Consider the following 24,468-nt stretch of genomic DNA (forward strand, 5'->3'; position numbering starts at 1 on the left):
TGCCAAAAACTAACATAAGAATATCCCCATTTTTCTGGCGGTGCGGGCATATGACCATGACGTTTGTTCGTCCTTATCGATGCCAGCCGAACCAAAACGATATAGCATGGCCAGATTGGCTGCGGCAACTCCATCTCCTGCTTCCAGTGCTTTGCTCAGGTAATGGAGAGCCGTGCTGCCATCTGGCTCGATACCCATGCCAGTTTGGTAAAGTGCCCCCAAGCCGGTTGTGGCCGCGCTGATACCATCCCTGGCAAGAGTCTGCAAGATGTCCAGAGCGGTCGCAAAATTTTTCCTGATGATCGCATAGGCGGCTTCACGTAAATCGGCCTGGCATGGGTGATCGATCATGCAGGAAAAAGCTGCGCTTTCATATATGTGTATCCAGTTCACTTCACCTGATAAGGCGTGATAGCAAGTTATTTCACGACCATATAGCCCTGAACCAATAGGTGGGTACTGGAGTTCAATCGGGCTATTCCAGCAGTCTTCATGTGTAATGCCAGTTTCACGCTTGTTTTCGTCAATGAGTATATAAGCGCTATGGCCGCAATTGAGGCACTTTGGCGGCGCTGTACGGGACATGCGCCATTGATAATGGGCGGCAAAACCTTCGTCGTATAAATTGAGCAGTCTGTCATGGATGTCTCTGGGTCTGAGTTCTTCCGGTAGTTTGCGTAAGGCTGCGGCTTTCATGTACTGCTCTATGCTGGGAACACGCTCAACAAAGCTCGCGGTATTGCAATGCAGGCACCAGCAGGGGGATACAAGCAAGGCCAAGGCGTTCGAATCGCTATAGCGCGGGAGACCGATGTATTCACAGATGGGAATATTTTCCTTTGCAAAAGCACTTTGATTAGTCGTATTGCGAGTGTACACATGGCTATGCCTTGGAGCGTCAAAGTGAAAGTTCTTACCGCATCCAGTGCACGTTAAGTAACTATAAAAATAGTCTTCCATAGACAGATGCTCCTTCAATATTTGTGGATTGATCTTGGTGTTGACACTTTTTTACCCTGCAGTGTCATTGCCCTCCAATTCCCATGAAGCTATACAAGATGGGCAGCAGCTAACGGATATATATTCCCATTTCCCTCGCCGTATGCAGGTAAGATTTCATCTTTTCATCATCAGCCTTGATACCCGCCATGCCTGCCCAGTACATCCTGCTCAGGTTCATCGCGGCCAGACCATCTCCCGCCTCAAGTGCCTTGCTGAGATAATGGATAGCCAGCTCACCATCAGCCTCAACCCCAATGCCGAACAGGTAAAGAGTACCCAGCGCGGTCATGGCAGGGGTTCTTTTTTCTTTTGTGAGTACCTCAAGAATGTCAAAGGACTCTTTTTCCTTGTAGCGTACGATAGCGTATGCTGCTGCACGCAAATCAGTTTTGCACGGGTCATCAGTCATGCAGGAAATGACTGCTCTTTCAGACAAGTGCAGCCAGTTCAGTTCGCCATTTAAAGCGTGATAACAACTGATTTGTGCCCGATACATTGCAGATCCGATTGGTGGATACATGCATTCAATGGGACTATTCCAGCAGTACTCATGTGTTATGCCTGTATCGCGTTGGTTTTCATCAATCAATATATAGGCACTATTACCGCAACGCAGACATTTTGATGGTGCTGTGCGTGTCATGCGCCATTGATAGTGCTCAAGGAAATTTTCATCCTCAAGATAAAGCAGGTAGTCACTTGCAGCGTTATGTCTCTCTTGCTCCGGTAATCTGCGCAAGGCGGCAGCTTTCATGTATTGGCTTATGTCCGGTATGCGTTCAATTAAAGTTGGTCTGTTGCAGTGCAGGCACCAGCAAGGTGAGGTGAGCATCACCATTGTGCTTGGATCGCAATAGTGGGGCAGACCTGTGATGTCACATCTAGGATAGTTTGCCTGTGAAAATGCTTGCTGATTGGTCGTGTTGCGAGTGTATGTGTGAGAGCAATTGAAATCTTGAAAGCCAACCATGTAAAAACACCCGCTACACTTGAGATAGCTGCCACTATAGTCTTCCATTGATGGAATCTCCTTTGCGTTGATTCAATTTCCTGGCTTAACTGGAAAGGTCGGCCATTCTAGTGAGCGTTTGCTTGCTTGCCTAGCCTAATTTCTGATTAAATTTGCAGCAAGCGGCATGTTTGCCACAGGGTGGTATTTTTTATGTGGGATTTTGTCATCCTGCAATTTTTCAATCTCAGGATCGTAGTAAAATACGTCTGGCAGCACGGAATCATACCGGGCTGGTTCACTCTTCCTTAGCCCATTCCGTGGCTTAAATCCAGAACTGTTGTCAGGTAAGATTTTCTGAACCTGTGAAGCTCACTTCTACCCCCATGCAGCTTGCAGCTACATCCTGATCAAGCGTTGTAGCCATGAAAGGAAAAAAATGAATACATGGACCCCGGACATTTACGAAAAAGCCTGGTCGTTTTCATCGCGCCAGCATAGCGGGCAAACTTATGGTGGCAAGGCCGAAGGTGAACGTATTGAGTACATCAACCATATCGCCAGCGTGGCGATGGAAGTGATGTGGGCATTGCAAGCCAATACTACTGCCGATGGCGCGCTTGCCGTGCAATGTGCCTTGTTGCATGACACCATAGAAGACACCAGCGCCAGCTATGAATTATTGCAGCAGGAATTTGGCCAGGCCGTGGCGGACGGTGTGCAAGCCCTGTCAAAGAATACCGCATTGCCGACCAAGGCAGAGCAAATGCGCGACAGCCTGGACCGCATACGCCAGCAACCGGCAGAGATATGGATGGTCAAGATGGCTGACCGCATCACCAATCTGTATCACCCGCCGCATTACTGGAGCAATGAAAAGATACTCGCGTATCGTGATGAGGCACAGCTTATTCATGATGAATTGCTGACTGCCGATTTTGGCCTGGCACAGCGCCTGCAGGCAAAGATCAATGCCTATCCGCAGTTCCTGAAGAAATGATTTGCTGTACTTGACTATTGCTTTTGTAAAAACTACACTCGTTCGCATGACATTTCAATTGACCACCACGACAGTTTCTATCACCGCCACGACTACCACGGGTAGTAGCGGGGTAGGCTGGCGTCCGGCTTGATAGCGTCATCACAGGTAGTGAAAACTGCCTGAAATAGCAAACCCCGCCAGCGATGAGCGGGGTTTTTTCTTGCCTGTACGCGGGCAATTTATCCATGCAGAAATGCGCAAAGGAGTCTGAAAGATGGTGCAACAATCATATGCAAACCCGGCCGTGCTGGTCATAGATATGCAGGTAGGCCTGTTCCATGGTGGGCGCATTATCCATGCAACAGAGCAGGTGCTGGACAAGGCACACGCCGCCAGTGTGCCGGTATTTGCCGTGCGCCACACTGGTCCGCAGGGCTCGCCGATAGAAGCTGGCAGTGCCAACTGGCAATTCATGCCTGAGTTGGGTATCGATTTGGAAGGCGATACCGTATTTGAAAAGACCCGGCCCAGTTGCTTTGCAGGGACGGATCTATTGCAACAATTGCGCGCAAAGCGCATACAGGAACTGATCATTTGCGGACTTAAAACCCAGTACTGCATAGACAGCAATTGCCGTGCTGCCAGTGAACTGGGTTTCAAGGTGATACTGGTAGAAGATGCGCATAGCTGCAATGACACTGAGTTGCTACCTGCCAGCACCATCATCGCCCACCATAATGCGACCCTGAATGGTCTGTTTGCCAGTCTGATCAAGACTGAAGATCTGCGTTTTTAATCCTGCCAGGCAAGAAGGCCGCCAGCCAGTGCGGATTGAAATTGCAAAAATTTCAATTCAGACTAGAATGCTATGGTCTGGCTGCTTGTACCAGGCCTGGTGAATACGGTTGAACTGCATTTCAAATCCTGAACACGGAGGCAAGAATGAAATTACTGCGCTTTTATGTTGAAGTAGGAGGAGAAGAATTTGATGCCGACAGCTTTGCCCTGGCGGCGGATAACAAGGGGCTTGATGGGGCAGTCTCGCGCATCAGTAACAACAGCAAGACACTCAAGCGCTGGGGCGAAGATGCACAGGTGACGATTCATCTGGCAGGGCCAGCACAACCAGACAGCAATGGCGGGGCCAGGCAATGGTGTACCGGCCTGCTGGAATGTGCCAGCGAATCAGAAACAAACTTGCCTGCATGGCTGGCAGAAGAAGCGCAACTGCTGGATTTTCTGGAGCAGGTCAAATACAAATTACCTGCTGTTGCCGACTATTGCGATGGCGAGTACTTCATCCTGCTCAGGCTTGTTTATGCCACTTCAGGCGCAGGCCTGCATTATTCAGAAACCCTGGTGCGCAATCTGACAGAGATCAATGCGGGGTTGACGATAGATCATGCATAAAAAAACCAGAACCTTGCCTGCAAATTTGCAACTGACAAGGTTCTGATTTTTTCGGCTCATTTCGGGTTATGTCTGACTATTTCTGGATAGTATACTTATCCAGCTGATTTACTGATCAGGCATGATCAAACGCTGTGTCTGTAGCAGGCTTGCCGAGATTGTACCAATCGACCTTGCGCGTCGCCAGCATGATGCCGGACAAGACAGCAAACAGCAGCAGGCTACCCATCATCATGGCATTGTTTTCTGAACTCAGCAGACCAAACAGGATGCCGTACAAGACCGTCAACGCCACGCCAAAACCCAGGCCGCGCTTCCAGTTATGCAGCACATTGGCCAGGTAAATACCGATGAGCAAAATACAGGCTGCACTGGCTGTCAGGTAGGCCAGCACGAAGCTGATTTTTTCTGACAGGCTGACCAGCAGCAAGAAGAAAATCACCAGCGCCAGACCCACCAGGGTGTATTGCACAGGGTGGATAGGCAGTTGTTTCAAGACCTCGAACAAAAAGAAGGCGGCAAAGGTCAGGGCGACAAACATCAGGCCATATTTGACGGCGCGGTCAGCCTGCGTATAGATGTTGACAGGTTCGATGTAAGAGACACTGAAGATATCGATAGGCGAAGCAGATGAAGTGGGGCTGCCATCATCATTCAGGCTTGTACCACTTGCTACTTTGACTGCGTTCCCGGCGTTTTCGAGACGCGTCATTTGTTGCTGTGCATTGCTGGACAAGGAAGAGATATTCCAGTTGGCACTGACATTCTTGTCTGTATTAATCCTGCCTTTGGGTGATGGCAAGAAGCGACCACCATACTGCACATGTGGCCAGTTCGAAGTCAGTGTCACCTGGTTATTTTTTGCCAGTGGTGCAAAGCTCAGTTTTTCTATGCCATCCACATCCAGGTCTATCTTGAATTTGACTTGTTTTGCGCTAGCCAGGTTGACACCATCCAACCCCGCATGGATGCCGCGCTGGAAAGAACTGAGCTTGCTGCCTTGCTTGAACTCTATGCTTTGCTCATCCCACATTAATTTAGGGAAATTTCTCAGACCACGGGTATCACTGAGTCCCATGGCAATATAGGGCTTTTCTGTCAGGGTGATGATGGCTTTGGGATTATCCTTCTGCACCATGTTCGACAATTCAGGCAGCATGAAGTCGCCTGTTATTTTATGATGCCCGGTATACACCAGTACTTTATGGATACCGCGATAGCGCTGGTCAGTATCGATATTACCTGTGACCTGCATTTCATTCGGGTAGATGTAATGTTTTTTATTGGCAGATAACTGGCGGCGCGTGGTTCTATTGAGCGTCGCATCAAAGCTCTCATCTTCCCAGGTTTCGGTATAAGGCACGACCAGCACTGGGCCAACGATAACCTGCTCACTGACAGAATCCGCCGTGATACTGCGCACCGCCTCTTCGCGATAATGCATACGCTCCCAGATCGTGGCCTGTATCATGCCCAGTGGCACATACAGCAAAATGGCCAGCAGGCCGACGATGGCGATTTTGAATAACAGACTTCTTTGCATGACAGGCTCCGGTAATGGCGAAGCTTGTAATGTAAAAAAGGAATGTGCGGGGATGATGTGGTTTGTGTGAAGTAGGGAAATTACAGCTATGAACTTTTAAATTTCCTCCCTTTCAAGGGGAGGGGTAGGGTGGGGATGGGTTTCAGTCGATTGGCAGCAAATGAATTTGCTACAGAAACCCATCCCCATCCCCGCCTTCCACTTGAAGGGGAAGGAGTAACGCCAGTATCGTAGGTTAGGCCGTACCTCGGTGTTCTGTAGGTTGGGCTACGCCTTATCAGCCCAACACTGGGCGTTTAAATAACGCATACGTTTGTTTAGTCCGAGTGTTGGGCTGGTGAACCGTAGCCCAACCTACGAGATGCATAGCATAGATATATCAAATTTTTAATCTGTACTAGACTGCTGAGCTGGATGAGGCAAAACTTAAACTACACACTCAAACAAAACCTCGCCACTACGCCACCATCAACTTGATTGCTCACGCTAATACTCCCCCCATGCAGCAACGCTACTTCCCGCACAAATGGCAAACCCAGTCCCGTGCTTTTGGCTGCATGTGGGCGGGGCAGGGAGTAGAAGCGGTCAAAGATTTTATCGAGGGCGTAATCTGGTATGCCTGGCCCCTGGTCGCTGATACTGATTTGCAGTGATGATGTGCCATCGGGGTTATTGATGAGACGGGTTTGCAGGCTGATACTGCTGCCTGCAGGGGCAAAGGCAATCGCATTGTCGAGCAGATTGCCCAGCGCCTGGCGCAACAATAATTCATCACCATTGATGCTGGTGATGGCGGAGTCCATGTCTTGCTGCAGTTGCAGGGACTTGGCTAATAATCCGGGTTGCGCATCTTCAGTCACCAGTGCCGAAAGGCGCGGGATGTTGACGACTTGTACGTGGTCCAGGCTTTGCTGTTTTTCCAGCTTGACCAGGGCCAGCAATTTATCGATAAGCTGACGCTGGCGGGAATTTTGTTCGAGGATGTTGTTGAGGAAATGCTGCCTGTCAGCGGCGGGCATGTCTTCACGCATAAGTTCGGCTGAGCCTTGGATAGAAGCGATGGGGCTCTTCAACTCATGCGCCATGGTGTGCATGAGTTGTTCTACATATTGCTTGCCTTCGAGCTTGTCGCGCATGGCTTCGAGGGCGCGGCCCAGGCTGCCGATTTCATTATTGCCCAGTTCAGGCAAACTGGCTTTCTCGCCATTCTCTACGCTGGTCGCATAAGTTTGCAGCTTGCGCAAAGTGCGGTTCAGCCACCATGAAAACCCCAGGCCTATCAACAGAGAACTCAGCCACAACCAGGCACTGCGCTGTAGTATCTTGCGCTGGCTGCGCCAGATAAAAGGATTGATGGTGGAGATGGGTTTGGCGACCGTCAGCGAACCGATGATGCGGCCATGGTCGAGGACGGGCGCTGCCACATGCATGACGCTGCTGCCTTCGTCTTCCGATTTGCTACGGGTGCTGCGGGCACCGTATTTGCCTTGCAGGGTGCGGTTGACATCATTCCAGCGTGAGTAGTCCTGACCCACGTCCTTGCCATCGCTGTCAAAGATGACGATGCCTTTGATGTCGGTGATGTAGATGCGGTAGTCAAGACTGGTCTTGCGTATGCCGCTGATGTTGGCATCAATGCTGCGCTGGGCATAGTTTTGCAGGCGCTTCATCAAATCACTGTCAGCGACCTTGCCTGCTGCCACATCGTCGGCCACCAGGGTGGCCAGCATTTGGGCTGTGTCGATGAGGGTGTCTTCCAGCGTGGCGCGCACACCGGGTTTGATTTCTTCGACGACTACATTCAGGATCAGCCAGGCGCTTAAACCCAGTATTAAAAAATAACCCAGCAGTATGCGCAGGCCTATCTTCATGCAGGTGACCAGCTATAGCCCATGCCGCGGTGGGTGATGATGCCCTCATCTGTGGCTTCGGCATCATCAGTTGCGCCTGTGCTGGTGAGTCTTGCCTGGCGCAGTTTGGCACGCAGGCATTTGACGTGGGCATCGACGGTGCGGTCCAGCGTATCGGGTGCGTTGGTCCAGACGATTTCCATGAGCTGTGCACGGAAAAATAAATGACCAGGGCTTTCCATCAGCGTTTTAAGCAACAGGTATTCATAACGCGTCAGGTTCAATGCCTGACCATGGGCGAGTATGCGCGCTTCTTGCGGCTTCAATTCAAAACGCGGCACGGTGGCATCTGCTGCAGTTTGCACCTTGCCTTGCTGGCGTCGCAAAATTGCACGTATGCGGGCCACCACTTCGCGTGGTGAAAAGGGTTTGCTGACATAATCGTCAGCCCCGATTTCGAGGCCAACGATGCGGTCTATTTCATCATTGCGTGCCGTCAAAAACAGCATGGGTGTATCCGAGAACTGGCGTAACTGGCGGCAGACATCAAAGCCGCTGATGTCGGGCAAACCAATGTCGAGCACGATCAGTGCGGGAGGCGCGGTCGTTGTGCGCAAGAGTTCCAGCGCTTGCTGGCCCAGGCTCAGGTGTTGCGGGATAAAGCCGTCAGTCTTTAAGGCATAGGCCAGAGTGTCAGCGATGCTGACTTCATCTTCGATGATCAGTATGGATTTGCTCATGCAGGAGATGATAGAGATGTGGATAATCCCGCACAATTGATTTGTGCGGGACCTTGGAAGATTATTCTGGCTTCAGGTAAAACGCATCCGGCAACTGATCACCTGCCGTGGTGGTCTTGAGATCACCTTTGAGGTTGGTCAGCAGCACAGGCAATTCTGGCCCACCCAGTTCGATGATGACCTGGCGGCACGCGCCGCAAGGGGCGATCGGGCCTTCGGTATCACCAGTCACGGCGATGGCAGCAAAGTCGCCAGGACGGTAGCCGGCAGCAATGGCAGAAAACAGGGCAGTGCGCTCAGCACAATTGCACAAACCATAAGAGGCGTTTTCTACATTGCAGCCATGGAAAGTCTTGCCATCCTTGGTCAGAACAGCAGCGCCGACCTTGAATTTGGAGTAAGGCGCATAAGCGGATTCACGGGCTGTATTGGCAGCTTGCAATAGTTCACTTTTGTTAAACATGTTCGTCTTTCGTTGGTATAGGCGACATTGTATTATCAAACCATGTCAAATATGGTGAATCCGCTTAAATCCTCCGCTCCCGGCCAGGTCGGGCAGGATGGACAAACGCATTCTCCCTTTAGAAAAAAACTGCAGGAAATCGCCTTCCTCATCTGTGCAGCCGGCCTCTACTATCTGGCAGCACGCACGGGCATGCAATTGTTTGCCCTCAAACCCAGCAATATCACTTTGCTGTGGCTGGCGTCTGGCATAGGCATGGTGATGGGCATGCGCCATGGTTTGCTGGCTTTCCCTTTCATTCTGATGGCCAGCTTCCTGGCAAATTATCCCGGCATGGTCGAGGCGCACAAGAATTCTCCTGCGCTATATACACTGATCTCTGCCATGGCTGACGGTCTGGCGGGCATTGTTGCCATGCTCATGATGCGTTTGTCCTTGCCGCAAGGTTTGCGTCAATCTACTGATTTGTTGCATTTCGGCATCAAAGTCTGTCTGATACCGACCATGCTCAGCAGCCTCATCCTGAGCCTGAATTTGTCTGTGGGCGGCTACATTCATTGGGATGAGGCGGGTAACTTCTTTCGCATGCTGGTGCTGGCCGATAGCCTGGGTATCTTGCTGATTTATCCACTCTACCAGGCCTGGCGTGACGATCATCAGTTGCACAGTAATGAAGTGCAGCGGCTGGTACTGACCGGACTTGGTGTAGGGGTGCTGCTATACCTGGCGTTTCGCGGGCACCCGGGGTTTATCTATTTCGTTTTGCCCGTGCTTTTGCTGCTGGCTTTTTATGTCAGCCTCAAGCTCATGACGCTGGCGTTGACTGCCAGCATGGTTGCCATTATCGCTATTACCGGACAACAGTTAGGCCCTTTCCAAAGCAGCAATCTGGTCGAGGCGAATTTCATGCTGGTGTGCTTTGTGTGCACGACCACTTTTACGATACTGGCGGTCGCCTTGCATAACCGTCAATTGCTGACAATAGAGGCTGCCAGGCAAGAATGGCAAAAAGCCGCAGAAGTGGATGAGCTGACCAAACTGATTAATCGCGCCACCTTTTTACCCATGCTGGCAGAAGAACATCAACGCGCCAAGCGCATAAAACGACCTTATGCCCTGGCCTTGCTGGATATTGATCACTTTAAAAAGGTCAATGACATATACGGGCACCAGGCCGGCGATGAAGTAATCGCTCACTTTGCCAGTCTGATGCAAGCCAATACCCGCGGCATAGACAAGGCCGCCCGCCTTGGTGGGGATGAGTTTGCCGTACTCTTCCCGGAGTCTGATGCCATGGATGCCGCTGCCGCCATGGAAAGACTGCGTCTGCGCCTCGAAAAAAGCCCGGTCACCGTGGCAGGTATTGATATTTATGTCACTGCCAGCATAGGCATTACAGAATATCAGGGTGGAGATGTGACCCCGGACATGGTGCGCACCCGTGCTGATCAGCTACTTTATGCAGCAAAACATGCTGGCAGAAACCGCATCATGTTTGACGCAGTGACCGACGAGGCGGCATGATATTTCAATGCATAATTATTATGCAAAATATTTAATGGCGGTAATAATCATCTGATTTTGCCATTGCAATTTCGCCTTCCATGCTCCATAACGATAGTACAGGGCTAAACATCTATCACTATTATCATGGAGTAATACGATGAGTATAGGCATATCCAGGCAAGATCTTTACGTGCGCACTTACCAGACTGCGCAAACCAAAGCGCCCAAGACGGACGAGCAAACGGCAGACACGAATGCCACCACCACATCTGACAGCACCAGTGTTAATCTGGATGCCAGCAAGAATGATACGGTGGTGTATTCTGACCCGCGCCTGAATAAAACAGCCGCACCTGACCTGCAAGCCCTGCTGGAAGAATCCAACCGCAAGGCGCAGGACATCATTAACCTGATCAAACCACTGGTAGAGCAACAGGGGCTGGAATTGTCCAAGGTGGTCAGTGGCCAGCAAAAAATCTCGGCCAGTCCGGAAGCCATCAAGGCAGCGCAGGCCGCCGTGGCTGACGGTGGCGAGTTCAGCGTACAAAAAACTGCCGAACGCATACTCAGTTTTGCCAAGGCTGCCATCGGCGATGACCCGGCCAAGCTCGATAAAATTACTAAAGCGGTTGAGCAGGGTTTTAAAGAGGCATCAGACATACTGGGCGGCACTTTGCCAGACATCAGCAAACAAACCCTGGAAGCCATACGGACAGAATTTGCTCGCTGGAAATCGGATGGCATACCCTCAGGCGATACGGTGACGCTGGCAAAACCAGCGACAGCATCGACTCAGAAAGCTGCTTGAGCTGAACCCTGGTATATCTGGTAGGGTGCGCCGTGCGCACCAGCTAGTTTACTGCGCTTACTGGTTTCCTGATTTCCTGATGTGGTTTTCAAACGGTGCGCACGGCGCACCCTACAAAATACTGCAGCCCTGAGCATATTAAATGCAGTGCTTCCCTCTGATTACGTTTACAAAAATTAAACGCGAATCCTCAAACCCGTCATGCCGGACTTGATCCGGCATCCAGCGGCGTTGTTTGCATACTCATGCAGCTGTTCACAGGCGGTCTGCAAAATCACAGCTTTTCTGCGCGCACGGATGACACAAGCGAGACTGCTTAACGACACTGGATGCCAGATCGAGTCTGGCATGACGACTGGGAGGCTAATTGCTGAAGGTGTATTGTCGTGCATTGAGCAGTACGTCAAAGAAGGTCAAGGGATATAACAAGATAAAAAGCCCGCAACAGTTTCCTGTGACGGGCTTTTCATTTGCAGATTGCTTTGCAAAACCGAACTACAAAAACCTTACTTCTTCACACCCAGCTCACGCAAACGTTCTTGCAGATAACTGCCCGAAGTATGACGCTCGGACAACACTACATCTGCACGTGGATGCAGGAACAATGGCAGCGAGATGCGGGATTTTTTCGCTTCTTCACCGGTAGGGTTCAACACGCGGTGGATAGTCGATGGATAGTAACCTGCCGAGGCTTCATCCAGCATGTCGCCAATGTTCACGATCAGCATGCCAAAGTCGCAGGGTACGTCATGCCATGCATCGTCCTTGCCTTGCACTTGCAAACCAGCCTGGGTTGCTGCAGGCAGCAAGGTCAGCAGGTTGATGTCGCCATGGGCAGCGGCGCGCACTGCGTCTGGCTCTTCATCGCCACGCAGTGGTGGGTAATGCAAAACGCGCAGCAGGGTCAGGTCGCTGTCGGTGATCATGTCTGACAGGGGCATGGAATACTTGGCCTTGACGTCAGCAGGAGAATGATCTTCTACCCATTGCAATAACTCTGCTGCCAGCTTGGCACCATCGTCATAATACTTGCGCGCAGCATCCGACACTTCAGACGGATAACGGCCGGTAGGGTAGATATGATAAAACTCTTTCAGGTCACGCTTGGTCTGGCCCTTGGCTGTCTCAGAAATTTTTGGCGAAAAATAGCCATCCATTTTCTCGGCATCAAAGTCATACTTGTTCTTCGCATCGGTCTGGAAAAACTCATACCATTCCTTGTAAATGGTTTCCAGCGTGCTTTGCGACAGCGGGTGATTGGTCAATACACCAAAGCCGGTGCGGTGCAGGCTTTCTGTGAATTTTTTCGCAGCATCGGGTGCGCGATAATCAACTGGTTCGATAAACATGATCGCCTCCTTATTTCGACAATGGAGCTTGCAGCCAGTTGGATGCCAGGGTGGTATCGATCAATTGTTTGCATGCCTCTGCATCGACCTTCATGCAAACGCGTGTTTCTGGTTTGCTGGCTTCCCAACCTGCCTGTGGATAAGGGATGGGCAGTTTTGCCATCATGGTCTGGCCATTGCCTATGCCTTCTTTGGCAACGCGTACGCGGCCAGAGTTGGTTTCGAAAATCTGCGGTGCCACCAGCCAGACAAATGCCAGTACATCATGGCCATAGCAGGCGTGGCCCAGGTCTGGGCGTATGCTCTGGTAGAAGTTGGCGTAGAAGTTGACTGCATGCGACAGGGTATCCATCGCCACGTGCTTGTGTTTTTCTGCCAGGGCAGCAAAGAAGGTCGAAGGCAAGACCACACGGTGCGTCACGTCCAGACCCACCATGGTCAAATCCCAGCCTGCGGTGAAGACCAGATCAGCTGCGTCAGGGTCATTCCAGACATTCGCTTCTGCCACTGGTGACACGTTGCCTGGTTCATCAACCGTACCAGCCATCAGCACGACTTGCTTCAGCAGTTTTGGCAGTTGTGGTTCCATCTTCAGTGCCAGACCCAGGTTGCCCAGTGGGCCAACCGCGACCAGGGTGATTTCACCCGGATGCTGGCGTGCCATCTTGACGATGAATTCTGCCGCGCTTTCTACTTCTGCCTTGCCACCGACTTCAATACGGCTGTTCAGGTTACCCAAACCATCAGCACCGTGGATGAAATCTGGCGGCATGCCAGGTGCTTTGGCGAAAGGTACGGGTACACCTTGCGCGACAGGGATATTGCGGCCAGCGATGCGCGTCAAGTACAGCGCATTGATGGTGGCTTGCTCAACATGGACATTACCAAACGTAGTCGTGATACCAACCACATCGATATCAGGATGTGCCAGCGCGAAATACAAGGCCATTGCATCATCGACGCCTGGATCCGTATCAAAAATGACTTTATGTTTTGCTGTTGTTGACATGTGTATGCTCTCCAAAATTACACCGGCTGGCCATTGGGCAGAACCCAGTCGCGATGTGAATTGTTGCAGTTGACCCGGTTCAAGGAGGTCGAAATTATGTTTTAAAATCTTAGACCGAAAAGCTCACCACAGAGGCACGGAGACACAGAGAAAAGCATGAGGAAAAGCCGTGTAGGTTGTAATTGCGTAGGTTGGGCTACGTCTCATCAGCCCAACACTTAGCCTACAATCGACGAATACGTTATTGAAACGCCGAGTGTTGGGCTGATGAAACGTAGCCCAACCTACAAACCTGCCAACCTCCTAGGCTCTTTTCTCTGTGCCCCTGTGTTGAGAGGTCTTATATTTTTAAAATTACCGTGACTTCACAAACGGCTGACCAATCGCTTTCGGGGCGACGGACTTTGCCATCAAGCCTGCCAACACGATTACTGTCACGACGTAAGGTATCATTTGTATCAGGGAGCCCGGTACCTTGCCTATGCCAGGGAAGACCACGCCTTCGATCTGGACTTGCAGGGCAGCGAAGAAGCCGAACATCAGGCAACCAAGTGCAGTGTACAAAGGCCGCCAGTTACCAAACACCAGCGCCGTCAAGGCCAGGTAGCCATTACCGGCGGACATGTCGCGCAAGAAGAAGCCGCTTTGTACGATGGACAAATACGCACCAGAAAAGGAGCACAGTACGCCAGCGCACAGCATGGCCATGAAGCGGGTACGTTCCACATTAATGCCCGCCGCATCTGCCGCATGCGGGTTTTCACCAACGGCACGCAGGCGCAGACCAAAACGGGTGTGGTACAAGACCCAGTGCACGACAGGGATCAGGGCAAACGCCAGATACACCAGCACACTATGCCCACCGATGAGCCTGGTATAAAACCAGCCCAGGAAAGGGACGTTGGCAACAGCAGCTGAACCTGGCAGCACGATATCAAACAAACGCGCATCACCCAGGTCAGGCGTGCGGCCACCTTGCTGGAAAAAATACTGTGCAACCACAAAGGTCAAACCACTGAGTGCGATATTAAGGGCAATACCGGCGACCAGTTGATTACCCTTTTGCGTGATGCTGACAAAGCCTTGCAACAGGGCGATGGCGGCAGAAATACCCACGCCAGCCATGATGCCCAGCCAGGGGTTCTTGGTCACAAAAGCCACAGCAGCAGAAACAAAGGCGGCGGCCAGCATCTTGCCCTCCAGTGCCAGATCGACCACGCCGCTGCGTTCTGCAAACAGGCCAGCCATCGCAGCAAACATCAATACCGGCGCATTGCGTATGGTCGATACCAGGATGCTGGAAAATTGAAAATCATCAAACATCATTTTTCCTTACGCTTGAGCAGGGCAGACAGGGCAGGTGCATACAGGTTTTCCATGGCACCGCAGAACAGGATGATCAAACCCTGGATAAAGATAAACGTCTCTGGCGGGATATTGGCTTTTTCCAGTGACAGATCAAAACCACCCTGTATCAGCGCCCCAAATAATATGGATGACAGCAGGATACCTACCGGATGCTGTCGCCCCATCAGGGCAATCGCGATACCGATAAAACCCGCACCAGCGGGGAAGTTCAGCGGCAGATAATGGGTAGAACCCATGATGGAATTAACCGCCGCCAAACCCGCCAGTGCACCAGAGACCATCATCGTGATGATAATGGTTTTGCTGATGGAAATACCGGCATAGTGCGCTGCATGCTGGTTCAGGCCAGTAGCGCGCAATTGATAACCCCAGGTCGTACGCCAGACCACGACGCCATAAATCACCAGCGCCACCAGCGCCAGCACGAAACTGATGTTCAACGGTGTTTCACCCAACACCGGCAAAATACTATTCAGCTTGGGCAACCAGGAGGCATCAGCAAACATGCGGCTCGATGTGTTTTGCCCACCCATGGGTACCAGGATGCTGATGATCACAAAATTCATCAGGCAGGCAGCGATGAAGTTGAACATGATGGTCGTCACGACCACATGGCTGCCGCGTTTGGCTTGCAGATAACCCGGCAAAAAAGCCCAGGCTGCGCCAAAGGCGGCACTGCCCAGCATGGCCAGCGGTATCAATAACCAGCCCGGCACGGATGAGTCCAGCCACAGCAAGACCAGAGTCAGGCCCAGGCCACCGAGATACATCTGGCCTTCACTGCCGATATTGAACAAGCCGGCTTGCATGGCCACTGACACGGACAAACCAGTGAAGATAAAAGTCGCTGCATAAAACAAGGTGTAACCCAGACCTTCAGGGTTCAACACTGCAGCATTGATGAGGATGCCCAGGCATTCTACCGGGCTTTCACCGAGCAGATAAATCACACCCGCCGCGACCAGTAAGGCGGAGAACAGGTTTAACAGCGGCAGGGCAAATGCGGTGGCCCAGCGTGGGAGGTCGGCTTGATTCATCTTTGTTTGGTCGCTTGTCTGTGCTTGTCTGTATTTGCTTGTTCTTGCAATATTCTTACCAGGGCTGGATTATCCTTGGCACTCGCTTAGTGCTTTGTACTTAGTGCTTAGTATTTACTGCGCTTAGTGCGTATGGATGCCACCCATGAGGCAACCTATCTCGGTTGCATCAAATTCTTCTGCCTTCAATTCACCGGTGATGGCACCACTGGAAATCACCAGGATGCGGTCAGCCAGGGCGCGTACTTCTTCCAGTTCTACCGATACCAGCAAAATCGCAATGCCAGCATCACGCATCGCCAGCAGGCGGGTATGCAGGCTTTCTATTGTGCCTATATCCACACCACGGGTAGGCTGGCCTACCAGCATCAGTTTTGGATTGGCCGCAATCTCGCGCGCCATCACCACTTTTTGCTGGTTACCGCCAGACAGCAGGGCGATACGCAAATGCGGGTCTGCCGGGCGCACATCAAATTTGGCCAGCAAGTCTGTGCAATTTTTTAAAATGCTTTTGTAATCGAGCAAGCCAAATGACTTGCCCAGTTTTTTCTGGTAACCCAGAAAGCTGTTCATCATCACCGGGAAATTTTTGACGACGGCATCGCGCAAGCGGTCTTCTGGCACATGGGCTATGCCCAGGTCGCGGAAAGTCGCTGGCAAGCCATCGGCATCCTTGCGGCCAGCAAAGGGCAGGTCCTTGCCTTGCATTTGCAGCTTGCCACTGGTGGGCAGGCGCATGCCGCTTAAAATTTCCAGCAATTCACTCTGGCCATTGCCAGAGACACCGGCAATCGCCACGATTTCACCCGCGCGGATATTGAAACTGACGTTCTTCAACAGGCTGACTTTTTGCGAGTTCACCAGGTTCAGGTCCTTGACCTCCAGCACCGTCTCGCCCGGCGCATAGGCAGCACGTGGCAGGTGGGTGACTATAGGGCGGCCTACCATCATCTCGGCCATTTGTGCCGTGGTGGTGTCCTTGGTTGCGACCGAACCGATGACAGTACCGCCGCGCATGACGGTGACCTGGTCAGTGATTTCCTGTATTTCTTGCAGTTTGTGGGTAATCAGGATGATGGTCTTGCCCTGCTCTTTAAACAAGCGCAGCACTTCAAATAATGAGGCCGTCTCTTGCACCGTCAATACGGCAGTAGGCTCGTCAAGAATCAGGATATTGGCGCTGCGGTAAATCTGCTTGAGGATTTCCACCCTTTGCTGCACACCGACAGACAAATCCTGTATCGTCGCCAGCGGATCTACTTCCAGAGAATAGCGCTGGCAAATTTCGCGCAATTTTGCTTCAACTTCGTGGCGCTTGGGTTTCAGGCGAAAGCCGCCTTCTGTGCCGAGCATGACATTGTCGAGCACTGTCATGTTCTCGACCAGCATGAAATGCTGATGCACCATGCCTATGCCCAGGTTGATCGCTTCCTGGCTGTTGCGGATATGCTGTTCTGCGCCATTGATGAGCAGCTTGCCGCTGTCGGCGCGGTAATAGCCATACAGTATGCTCATTAGCGTGGACTTGCCTGCGCCGTTTTCACCAATCACGCCATGGATGGAACCCGGCGCGATGGAAAAGCTCACATCACGATTGGCCTGCACCGCACCAAAACGTTTGGAGATCTGTTGAAATTCGACTGCTGGCTGCATACTTTAGCGTTTCTTTAAAATACGATGTGCGACAGATTGGGCTCTAAACATCAATCAGGGCGCAAAGTACCTGAAAAGATACTGCGCCCTTCATACATTGCTACTGCTTATTGCTACTACTTATTGCTACTACTTATGGCTGCTACTTTGTAAAAACGATCAGACCGGACACTTATTGCCATCGCGGAAATCAGCGACCTTGACCTTGCCATTGATAATGTCTTGCTTGGCTGCGTTGACACGTTTTTCCATGTCAGCACTGACGACGCTGCGGTTATCCTTGTCCAGCGCCCAATCCACGCCGCCTTCTTTCAGACCCTTGAACTGGGTACCGTTTTTCCAGTTACCGTTTTTCAACTGCATGAAGCTGTCATAGATAGCCTGATCTACACGCTTGACCATCGATGTCAGCATGCTGCCTGGGTGCATGTAGTTCTGGTTGGAATCAACGCCTATGCCCAGCTTGCCTTTTTCTTTTACTGCTTGCAAAGTGCCCATGCCGCTACCACCGGCTGCTGCAAAAATCACATCGACGCCGCGTTCAAACTGGGCGCGTGCCAGCTCGCCACCTTTGGCCGGATCATTCCAGGCTGCTGTGGTAGTGCCGACCATGTTTTGTACGACATCAATCTTGGGTTCAGTGGCTTTTGCACCTTGTGCATAGCCACAGGCGAAGTTGCGTATCAGTGGGATATCCATGCCGCCTACAAAGCCTACCTTTTTGGATTTGCTGGCAATCGCTGCTGCCACGCCCACCAGGTAAGAACCTTCCTGTTCCTTGAACAGCACAGAGCTGACATTGTCACCCGTAGCAATACCGTCGATGAGAACGAATTTGGTTTTTGGGAATTCCTTGGCGATGTTTTGTACCGCCTGTGCCTGGCCAAAGCCGATGGCAGCGATCAAATCGACATTCTTGCGGGCCAGATTGCGTAAAACCTGTTCAGTCTGGGTGTCACTGGCGACTTGTACTTCCAGATAAGGGATTTTGGTTTCTTTCTTGAAACGCTCTGCGCCTTCAGATGCTGACTGGTTGAAGGACTTGTCAAACTTGCCGCCTGCGTCATAGATCACTGCAAATTTAAGGTCTGCAGCATAAGCACTGGCCGCGCCGCCGACAGCCATCAGGGTCGCCAGGGACAGGCAGATTTGCTTGAGTTTCATGAAATTTCCTTCATCAGATGTCGTTGTGCTGTGCTCACAAAGAGCATGCAGCGCCCAAATTAAAAACCATGTTTTCTGCTGGCACAGCCTGGGCTTTGTAAAAAAATCAAGCCAGTCTTGAAAGCCTGTGCAAGCCTAACATGGTGCAGACATTTCGTTTCAGCCACGCGGGCGAAATTTTATCAAAAACAGTGTTGGTACTGATGGCGGGGCATGATTTAGTGCCCACGCCCAATTTTGGTGCCATTTTTTGACGGCAACCTGGTCATCATTCTCAATTTATTGCCTGATCAGGCAGCCTTGCCAACCGCCATGAAGTCCAGCACTTGCTGGCGTTGCGGTATGGATGTCTGTGCACCCAGCTTGGTGACAGTCAGTGCGGCAGTGTATTGCGCTTCACGGCTGGCATCCATCACGCTCAGGCCGTTTGCCAGGCCCACCGCAAAGGCACCGACAAAGGTGTCGCCAGCAGCGGTGGTATCGACCACATCGACCTTGACAGCCGGGATGAACTGGCTGCCTGTGCTCTCAGTGATCAGGGCGCCATGCTCACCCATGGTCAGCAAGACCGTGCCTGTACCGCGTTGCAAGATTTGTTCCGAGGCTGCTTTGGCACTGGCCTGATCAACGACCGTCACGCCACTCAATTGCGAAGCTTCGGTTTCATTCAGGATCAGGTAATCGACCTGGGCTAGCAAGGCATCTGTCAGGTCTTGCGCCGGGGCAGGGTTCAAAATCACTTTGACACCTTTGGCGCGGGCAATTTCTATCGCGCGGGTGACGGTAGCAAGCGGCGTTTCAAGTTGGCAAACCAGTAACTGTGCGCCTGCTATGGTGGCAGTAGCTGCCTCAACCTGAGTCGGAGTCAAAGTTGCATTGGCACCTGCTGCCAGGACAATGCTATTGTCGCCGCCATCTTCTACCAAAATGCCAGCCACACCTGTGGCAACTCCGGCTACTCGCGCCAGGTGGGTCAGGTCCATGCCCTCGGCGGCCAGGCAATCATGCGAAAAACTGCCAAAGCCATCATCACCCACTGCACCGATAAAGCTGACCTGCGCGCCCTGGCGGGCAGCGGCTACGGCCTGATTGGCCCCTTTGCCACCGGGAATCTGACAAAATTCATGGCCATGCAGGGTCTCGCCCAGGGCCGGCATGCGCGGCGTGCGAAAAACCAGATCCATATTGACGCTGCCGACTACAGTGATGCGTGGCTTCATGATGCTTTTTTCTCGGTAAAAAGTTGTCGCGCAATCGTTTGCGCAATCGATTTCGTATTTAACTATGGAGCCTGTTTAACGTCAAGCGCAATCTGATTTTTTGGTCAAAAATTGTGCAAAATCGCGGCAGTCAGACAACCATAGTAGAAATATTGTTTTCAGTCTGTTTTGCTGGCATTGTCAGAGCGGGAATTTGCTGCATTGCATCAGACTGCATCAGACCATCGCGTAATGAAAAAATATCATTATTGCTAGAGAATTCCATCTAATTTGCCAGCGCGGGCTGATTGTGGGGCTGTCGCGGGTGGATGTCAAATTTGGCGAGCAGTGGAGGGAGGGGGCGTGAGGTGCAAATCCGGGCTTGTGCTCAAGCCTGATCTCAAAAACCAGAAGCCTTTCATTTGCCAAATAAATCGATTCAGCTAATTGGACATATCAGCAATTGCGATAAGTGGCTCACTTTTGCTCAAGTGCATCTAATCTGGCTTGTATTTCCTTTACCCGTTCAGGATAGCGATCTGCGTCAATGCGGCCAAGAATTCGCTTTAGTTGCATTGCATCGTAATTGGCAAAATTGGGTGCCGATAATTTCTCTCGTTCTTCTATTGCTTTTTTTCGTGCTGAAGTCGAAGTTTCATTGATGTGATATTCGTCTGTCCCGGCGCATAGTTTCTTCACGCCGAATATAAAAATAACAATTCCGATCACCACGAAACCCAGGGCTTCCCATTGACGCCATGAATAGGGCTCTGCATGCAAAAATAGGTATCCACCCAAGCATGTCATCAGTGGACCCAACAGCCATCCAGGCAATTTTTCCCAAGGTAAAAACATGCAGAGCTCTTTCTTAAGGTCTTCGATGATGGTATTGAGTATAGCAAATGCAAATTAAGCATTGATAGAAAACCCCTGGAAGCCATTTTGCTAATCTGTGCAGAAGCATGAAAAACAATCCAGGTTCTCATTGGCCACTTTGTACTTCCGCCCATAAACCCTTTAATCTCCAAGCTATACGCCTTCAAGCTATACGCTGTTAGAATCGTTCCTTTAGTGTCCTTTGTCCATTAGTGATTTGCATCAACGATTCCATGAGCAGCAAAACAGACAACAAATTCTTATCCTTATGCCGTGCTGCCTACAAACGCCAGGGTATGCGCATACTTTGTGCGGCTGGCCTGATCGCTGCTGCGGCTTCCTATCGCAGCAAGCAGTTTGATGTGGATATCATGCTCAAGCTGCTGCTGGTGAGCGTGGTATTTTTTCTGGTAGCGGTGCTGATTGAATGGCAGCGGGAAAAATTCTTTGGTAAGAAATAGTTGCTAGTCGCTGAGCTGAGGGGTAAGGCTCAGGTTGGTACAGGGCGGCGCAATGCTGGTTCTGCCAGTGCGACAATGCGGCTGGAGCGGGTGTTGTCGCCCATCAGTAAGCCGCCACTGTCTTCTTTATTGATTAGTGCTGGTTTGGCTGCCGCAAGCTGAGGTGAGTCAGGAGTGGTGCCTGCCCCCTTGCCGGGATTCGCATCCGATAATTTGTCGCGCAAGATGTGGATGGGGGACGCTGGTTTGCTTTCACCCTCTTTAGGCTGCTCTGGTTCGCTCTCTTGAATATTGACCGGACTTGGTGGTTTGCCCTTGACGGCTTTGGCATTTGTGGTGATATAGATGTGTAATCTGTATTCCGTTTTGTTTGATCTGTATATTTTTGCGGATGGAAATCAGGGATTTTCAGACAATGTCATCATCAGCACATTGTCGCCACTGATGATGGCGAAATTATTTTTGTCCACCGTGGTGATGCCCATGGGGCGATAGAGGCGGCCAGGCAAACTGCCGGTCTGTATGCGCCGGTAGCCATCTACGCCTGCGATCGTGGTTATCTTTCCTTTGGGACTGATTTTGCGTATGACGTCGTTGTCGTAGTCGCTCACCAGCAGATTGCCTGCATGGTCCATGGCGATACCCCAGGACATCCTGTAAATATCCTGAGTGCTATGAGGCCCAATAAATCCGGCAGCGAATTTATTTTCAGTAATCGTAGTTAGTTTGCCATTCGGAGTAATTTTTCTTACTGATGTGCGGTCAGTTACATAAAGATTTCCAGTTGGATCAATCGCCAATGCTATTGGATCAACCAGGTTTCCGGTCTTTCTGTCGCCATCGCGCGGTTTGTTGCTGCCATTGGGCTTGCCCATCAGCGTAGTGACCACGCCAGCCGGACTGATCTTGCGTATCTGTTTATTGCCGTTGTCAGCAACATAGACATTGTCGTGCTTGTCTATCGCCAAACCGATGGGCCTGTTGAAGCGAGCTGCAAGCCCCGTCCCATCAACACTCCCCGTTTTGCCTGCCTTGCCTGCAAATGTCGTCACCACTCCGGCAGCATCGATTTTACGTATGCTATGGTTTTCCCGGTCGCTGACGTAGAGATTACCCTTGCTGTCTAGCGTCAATGCAGACGGTATATTGAATTGCGCTTCAGTACCAATGCCGTCGCTGCTACCCCGCTGATCAATCATGCCGGCGATGGTGCTCACCACGCCTGAGCTGCTGATCTTGCGTATGGTATGGCGATAATCTGTCAGATACAGATTGCCATTGTGGTCTGCAGTAATAGCTGAGGGGCTTGAGAATCTTGCCTCAAGTGCGGGGCCATCCTGGCTAATTGTGGGATAGACCGGCCCTGACAGGGATGCAACCATGCCACCGTCTTTAATCTTGAGTATGTTGCCATCTCGCTGGCAAATAAAAATATCACCGTCCGGCGCGAGTATCAGTCCGCTGGGTTCGCTATAGAGTTCGTTTTTCTTGTTCTTGACAAAAGAAATGACATCTCCAGTTGGAGTAATTCGACGGATTTTGCCGCTGCTGCGGTCCGCAACATAAACACTCCCATCCGCATCGGCAACCATGCCATCAATCTCACCATATTCTATTTCCTGATCATTCTTGTTTTTATCAAATTTTTCTGGCCCTACCGACAAGGTCGATACAATGCCCGCTGGCGTGATGCGGCGTATGATCATTTCACCTGCATCGTTGACGATCAGATTACCTGCTGCGTCAAATACCAGTGCCTTGGGTCTGAGGAAACGGGCTTGCCTGCCTGCGCCTTCTGCATTACCTTCCTTGCCTGATACACCAGCCCAGGTGCTGACCATGCCATCGGGAGTGATCTTGCGTATGCTGTGGTTTTCATAGTCGGCTACATACAGGTTGCCAGCAGCATCGATCTTCACATCGGTGGGCGTATTGAAACGTGCTTTTGCTGCTGGGCCATCGGCGGTGCCGGGTGCGCCCGCCTTGCCAGCGACTGTGCTGACCATGCCATCCGGGCTGATCTTGCGTATGCTGTGATTGCCTGAATCAGCGACATATAAATTGCCTGCCTTGTCAAAGACCATGCCGCTGGGCAAACGGAAGCGCGCCTGGGCGATGTTGCCATCTGTGCTGCCCGGCTGTTCTGCCTTGCCTGCCAGGGTGCTGACTGCGCCATCTGCTTCTATCTTGCGTATCGTGTGATTGCCCGGGTCGGTCACGAACAGCTTGCCCTCGCCATTCATCGCGGTACCGATGAAGGCATCAAATTTCAAGAAATTGGTATTGAACCGCGCCACCGATGCAGGCCCGTCTGCAATGCCAGAAGGCGCATCGCCAGAACCGGCCAGCAAACGAAGCGTACCTTGTTGTGATGTCTGTGGCTGCGCAAAGCCTGGCAAGCTCAGGCCAGATAAAACCAGAGTCAGGGTCAGCAGGCAAGAGCCGCTTGCCTTGCGTGAAATTGAGGTGACATATCCCTGCATAATAGCCCTGTAAAAATAGCGATAAGCTGCGGCAAAAAAAAAGCGTAAAAAATCAAACGCTCTTGCTGACAAGTGAAGCATGAACATGTTTGCCGGAAGTAATAAAAAGTGAACTATTTTACAATGTGCCGTAAAGCGAAAAATCAGGGGTGTTTGAATACGCGGGGTATTTATTGTTACCGCATGTTACGGCTTATGTATTAGAAAAGGCGTGGAAGGGGAGAGCTGTGGGAGGATAGAAGAAGGAGACAAGAAGTGCAAGGAGAGGAGCAGGCATGCAATAGAATTCGCATGCCCGCAAAAGTAGCGAGCCCTAAGATGACTGCAATCTACCAGCGCAACTGCGGCATGTGTATGCCAGGCACGATACCAAAAGCAGACAGCACGATGATGATCAGCAAGACGATGAACAACACGCGTACAACCTGTGCCACCGGAGCAGGCAGAGGCAAGAAACCAACCAGCCACCAGATCAGGCCGAATACAACAAGATAGATAATGAGATTGACGAGCTGAACCATGATTCACCTATTTAAAAAAAGATGATGAAGTGGCAAGCATGCATGCGTCGTGAAACCGTGAATCAAGGAAACAACGACAGGCACATGCTTGCCAG

Annotated in this window: 24 protein-coding genes; 6 read left to right on the plus strand and 18 right to left on the minus strand. The window is 51.3% G+C overall.

Annotated features, from left to right (window positions below):
* Nucleotides 1-9: 9 nt before the first annotated feature.
* Nucleotides 10-696, minus strand: a complete 687-nt coding sequence (locus ACO0LL_RS17940) for a tetratricopeptide repeat protein (protein ID WP_422952197.1) — start codon at nucleotides 694-696, stop codon at nucleotides 10-12.
* A gap of 373 nt (nucleotides 697-1,069) precedes the next feature.
* On the minus strand, nucleotides 1,070-1,756 hold the full coding sequence (locus ACO0LL_RS17945; RefSeq protein ID WP_422952198.1) for a tetratricopeptide repeat protein: 687 nt from the start codon (nucleotides 1,754-1,756) through the stop codon (nucleotides 1,070-1,072).
* Between the two features lie 634 nt (nucleotides 1,757-2,390).
* On the opposite strand from ACO0LL_RS17945, the gene ACO0LL_RS17950 reads away from it, so the two are divergent.
* The 3 genes from ACO0LL_RS17950 to ACO0LL_RS17960 all read left to right on the plus strand — a co-directional run bounded on the left by ACO0LL_RS17950 (nucleotide 2,391) and on the right by ACO0LL_RS17960 (nucleotide 4,343).
* Complete coding sequence (locus ACO0LL_RS17950; RefSeq protein WP_422952199.1) at nucleotides 2,391-2,951, plus strand: HD domain-containing protein; 561 nt, start codon at nucleotides 2,391-2,393, stop codon at nucleotides 2,949-2,951.
* A gap of 256 nt (nucleotides 2,952-3,207) precedes the next feature.
* Complete coding sequence (locus tag ACO0LL_RS17955) at nucleotides 3,208-3,729, plus strand: cysteine hydrolase family protein (RefSeq protein WP_422952200.1); 522 nt, start codon at nucleotides 3,208-3,210, stop codon at nucleotides 3,727-3,729.
* A gap of 146 nt (nucleotides 3,730-3,875) precedes the next feature.
* Complete coding sequence (locus ACO0LL_RS17960; protein ID WP_422952201.1) at nucleotides 3,876-4,343, plus strand: hypothetical protein; 468 nt, start codon at nucleotides 3,876-3,878, stop codon at nucleotides 4,341-4,343.
* Between the two features lie 115 nt (nucleotides 4,344-4,458).
* On the opposite strand, the gene creD is transcribed toward ACO0LL_RS17960, so the two are convergent.
* The 4 genes from creD to cdd all read right to left on the minus strand — a co-directional run bounded on the left by creD (nucleotide 4,459) and on the right by cdd (nucleotide 8,939).
* Nucleotides 4,459-5,886 carry a cell envelope integrity protein CreD gene (creD, locus tag ACO0LL_RS17965; protein ID WP_422952202.1) on the minus strand — a complete coding sequence of 476 codons (1,428 nt, stop codon included), beginning with the start codon at nucleotides 5,884-5,886 and terminating at the stop codon, nucleotides 4,459-4,461.
* Between the two features lie 431 nt (nucleotides 5,887-6,317).
* Entirely contained in the window at nucleotides 6,318-7,757 is a 1,440-nt protein-coding gene (creC, locus tag ACO0LL_RS17970; RefSeq protein WP_422952203.1) for a two-component system sensor histidine kinase CreC, read from the minus strand.
* On the minus strand, nucleotides 7,754-8,476 hold the full coding sequence (creB, locus tag ACO0LL_RS17975) for a two-component system response regulator CreB (protein WP_422952204.1): 723 nt from the start codon (nucleotides 8,474-8,476) through the stop codon (nucleotides 7,754-7,756). The genes creC and creB overlap by 4 nt, the downstream gene beginning before the upstream one ends.
* A 61-nt stretch (nucleotides 8,477-8,537) precedes the next feature.
* The gene (cdd, locus tag ACO0LL_RS17980) at nucleotides 8,538-8,939 is read right to left on the minus strand and encodes a cytidine deaminase (protein WP_110257702.1); all 402 of its coding nucleotides are present in this window, start codon (nucleotides 8,937-8,939) and stop codon (nucleotides 8,538-8,540) included.
* A 42-nt stretch (nucleotides 8,940-8,981) separates the two neighbouring features.
* On the opposite strand from cdd, the gene ACO0LL_RS17985 reads away from it, so the two are divergent.
* Complete coding sequence (locus ACO0LL_RS17985; RefSeq protein WP_422952205.1) at nucleotides 8,982-10,463, plus strand: diguanylate cyclase; 1,482 nt, start codon at nucleotides 8,982-8,984, stop codon at nucleotides 10,461-10,463.
* Nucleotides 10,464-10,602: 139 nt separating this feature from the next.
* On the plus strand, nucleotides 10,603-11,253 hold the full coding sequence (locus tag ACO0LL_RS17990; protein ID WP_422952206.1) for a DUF5610 domain-containing protein: 651 nt from the start codon (nucleotides 10,603-10,605) through the stop codon (nucleotides 11,251-11,253).
* Between the two features lie 506 nt (nucleotides 11,254-11,759).
* On the opposite strand, the gene ACO0LL_RS17995 is transcribed toward ACO0LL_RS17990, so the two are convergent.
* The 9 genes from ACO0LL_RS17995 to ACO0LL_RS18035 all read right to left on the minus strand — a co-directional run bounded on the left by ACO0LL_RS17995 (nucleotide 11,760) and on the right by ACO0LL_RS18035 (nucleotide 20,887).
* Nucleotides 11,760-12,602, minus strand: coding sequence for an isopenicillin N synthase family dioxygenase (locus ACO0LL_RS17995; RefSeq protein ID WP_422952207.1), 843 nt, complete (start codon nucleotides 12,600-12,602; stop codon nucleotides 11,760-11,762).
* 10 nt (nucleotides 12,603-12,612) lie between these two features.
* The gene (locus tag ACO0LL_RS18000) at nucleotides 12,613-13,611 is read right to left on the minus strand and encodes a nucleoside hydrolase (protein ID WP_422952208.1); all 999 of its coding nucleotides are present in this window, start codon (nucleotides 13,609-13,611) and stop codon (nucleotides 12,613-12,615) included.
* Nucleotides 13,612-13,965: 354 nt separating this feature from the next.
* Nucleotides 13,966-14,937 carry an ABC transporter permease gene (locus tag ACO0LL_RS18005; protein ID WP_422952209.1) on the minus strand — a complete coding sequence of 324 codons (972 nt, stop codon included), beginning with the start codon at nucleotides 14,935-14,937 and terminating at the stop codon, nucleotides 13,966-13,968.
* A complete protein-coding gene (locus ACO0LL_RS18010; RefSeq protein ID WP_422952210.1) occupies nucleotides 14,934-16,016 on the minus strand; it encodes an ABC transporter permease in 1,083 nt (360 codons plus the stop codon). The genes ACO0LL_RS18005 and ACO0LL_RS18010 overlap by 4 nt, the downstream gene beginning before the upstream one ends.
* Nucleotides 16,017-16,139: 123 nt before the next feature.
* Nucleotides 16,140-17,669, minus strand: coding sequence for an ABC transporter ATP-binding protein (locus ACO0LL_RS18015; protein ID WP_422952211.1), 1,530 nt, complete (start codon nucleotides 17,667-17,669; stop codon nucleotides 16,140-16,142).
* A 159-nt stretch (nucleotides 17,670-17,828) separates the two neighbouring features.
* Nucleotides 17,829-18,833: a BMP family lipoprotein gene (locus ACO0LL_RS18020; RefSeq protein ID WP_422952212.1), complete on the minus strand. Its 1,005-nt coding sequence runs from the start codon at nucleotides 18,831-18,833 to the stop codon at nucleotides 17,829-17,831.
* Between the two features lie 290 nt (nucleotides 18,834-19,123).
* Nucleotides 19,124-20,053 (minus strand): ribokinase, encoded by a 930-nt coding sequence (gene rbsK, locus ACO0LL_RS18025; protein ID WP_422952213.1) that lies wholly within the window; start codon nucleotides 20,051-20,053, stop codon nucleotides 19,124-19,126.
* Nucleotides 20,054-20,183: 130 nt separating this feature from the next.
* Nucleotides 20,184-20,318, minus strand: coding sequence for a hypothetical protein (locus ACO0LL_RS18030; protein ID WP_422952214.1), 135 nt, complete (start codon nucleotides 20,316-20,318; stop codon nucleotides 20,184-20,186).
* Between the two features lie 191 nt (nucleotides 20,319-20,509).
* A complete protein-coding gene (locus tag ACO0LL_RS18035) occupies nucleotides 20,510-20,887 on the minus strand; it encodes a hypothetical protein (RefSeq protein WP_422952215.1) in 378 nt (125 codons plus the stop codon).
* Between the two features lie 254 nt (nucleotides 20,888-21,141).
* Between ACO0LL_RS18035 and ACO0LL_RS18040 the strand changes: the two genes are divergently transcribed.
* Nucleotides 21,142-21,369, plus strand: a complete 228-nt coding sequence (locus tag ACO0LL_RS18040; protein ID WP_422952216.1) for a hypothetical protein — start codon at nucleotides 21,142-21,144, stop codon at nucleotides 21,367-21,369.
* 29 nt (nucleotides 21,370-21,398) lie between these two features.
* On the opposite strand, the gene ACO0LL_RS18045 is transcribed toward ACO0LL_RS18040, so the two are convergent.
* The 3 genes from ACO0LL_RS18045 to ACO0LL_RS18055 all read right to left on the minus strand — a co-directional run bounded on the left by ACO0LL_RS18045 (nucleotide 21,399) and on the right by ACO0LL_RS18055 (nucleotide 24,373).
* A complete protein-coding gene (locus tag ACO0LL_RS18045) occupies nucleotides 21,399-21,593 on the minus strand; it encodes a hypothetical protein (protein ID WP_422952217.1) in 195 nt (64 codons plus the stop codon).
* 174 nt (nucleotides 21,594-21,767) lie between these two features.
* A complete protein-coding gene (locus tag ACO0LL_RS18050; RefSeq protein ID WP_422952218.1) occupies nucleotides 21,768-23,852 on the minus strand; it encodes a hypothetical protein in 2,085 nt (694 codons plus the stop codon).
* Between the two features lie 329 nt (nucleotides 23,853-24,181).
* Entirely contained in the window at nucleotides 24,182-24,373 is a 192-nt protein-coding gene (locus tag ACO0LL_RS18055) for a Thivi_2564 family membrane protein (protein ID WP_422952219.1), read from the minus strand.
* Between the last annotated feature and the right edge of the window lie 95 nt (nucleotides 24,374-24,468).

The organism is Undibacterium sp. TC4M20W, from assembly GCF_049340245.1.
GTDB lineage: Bacteria > Pseudomonadota > Gammaproteobacteria > Burkholderiales > Burkholderiaceae_D > Undibacterium.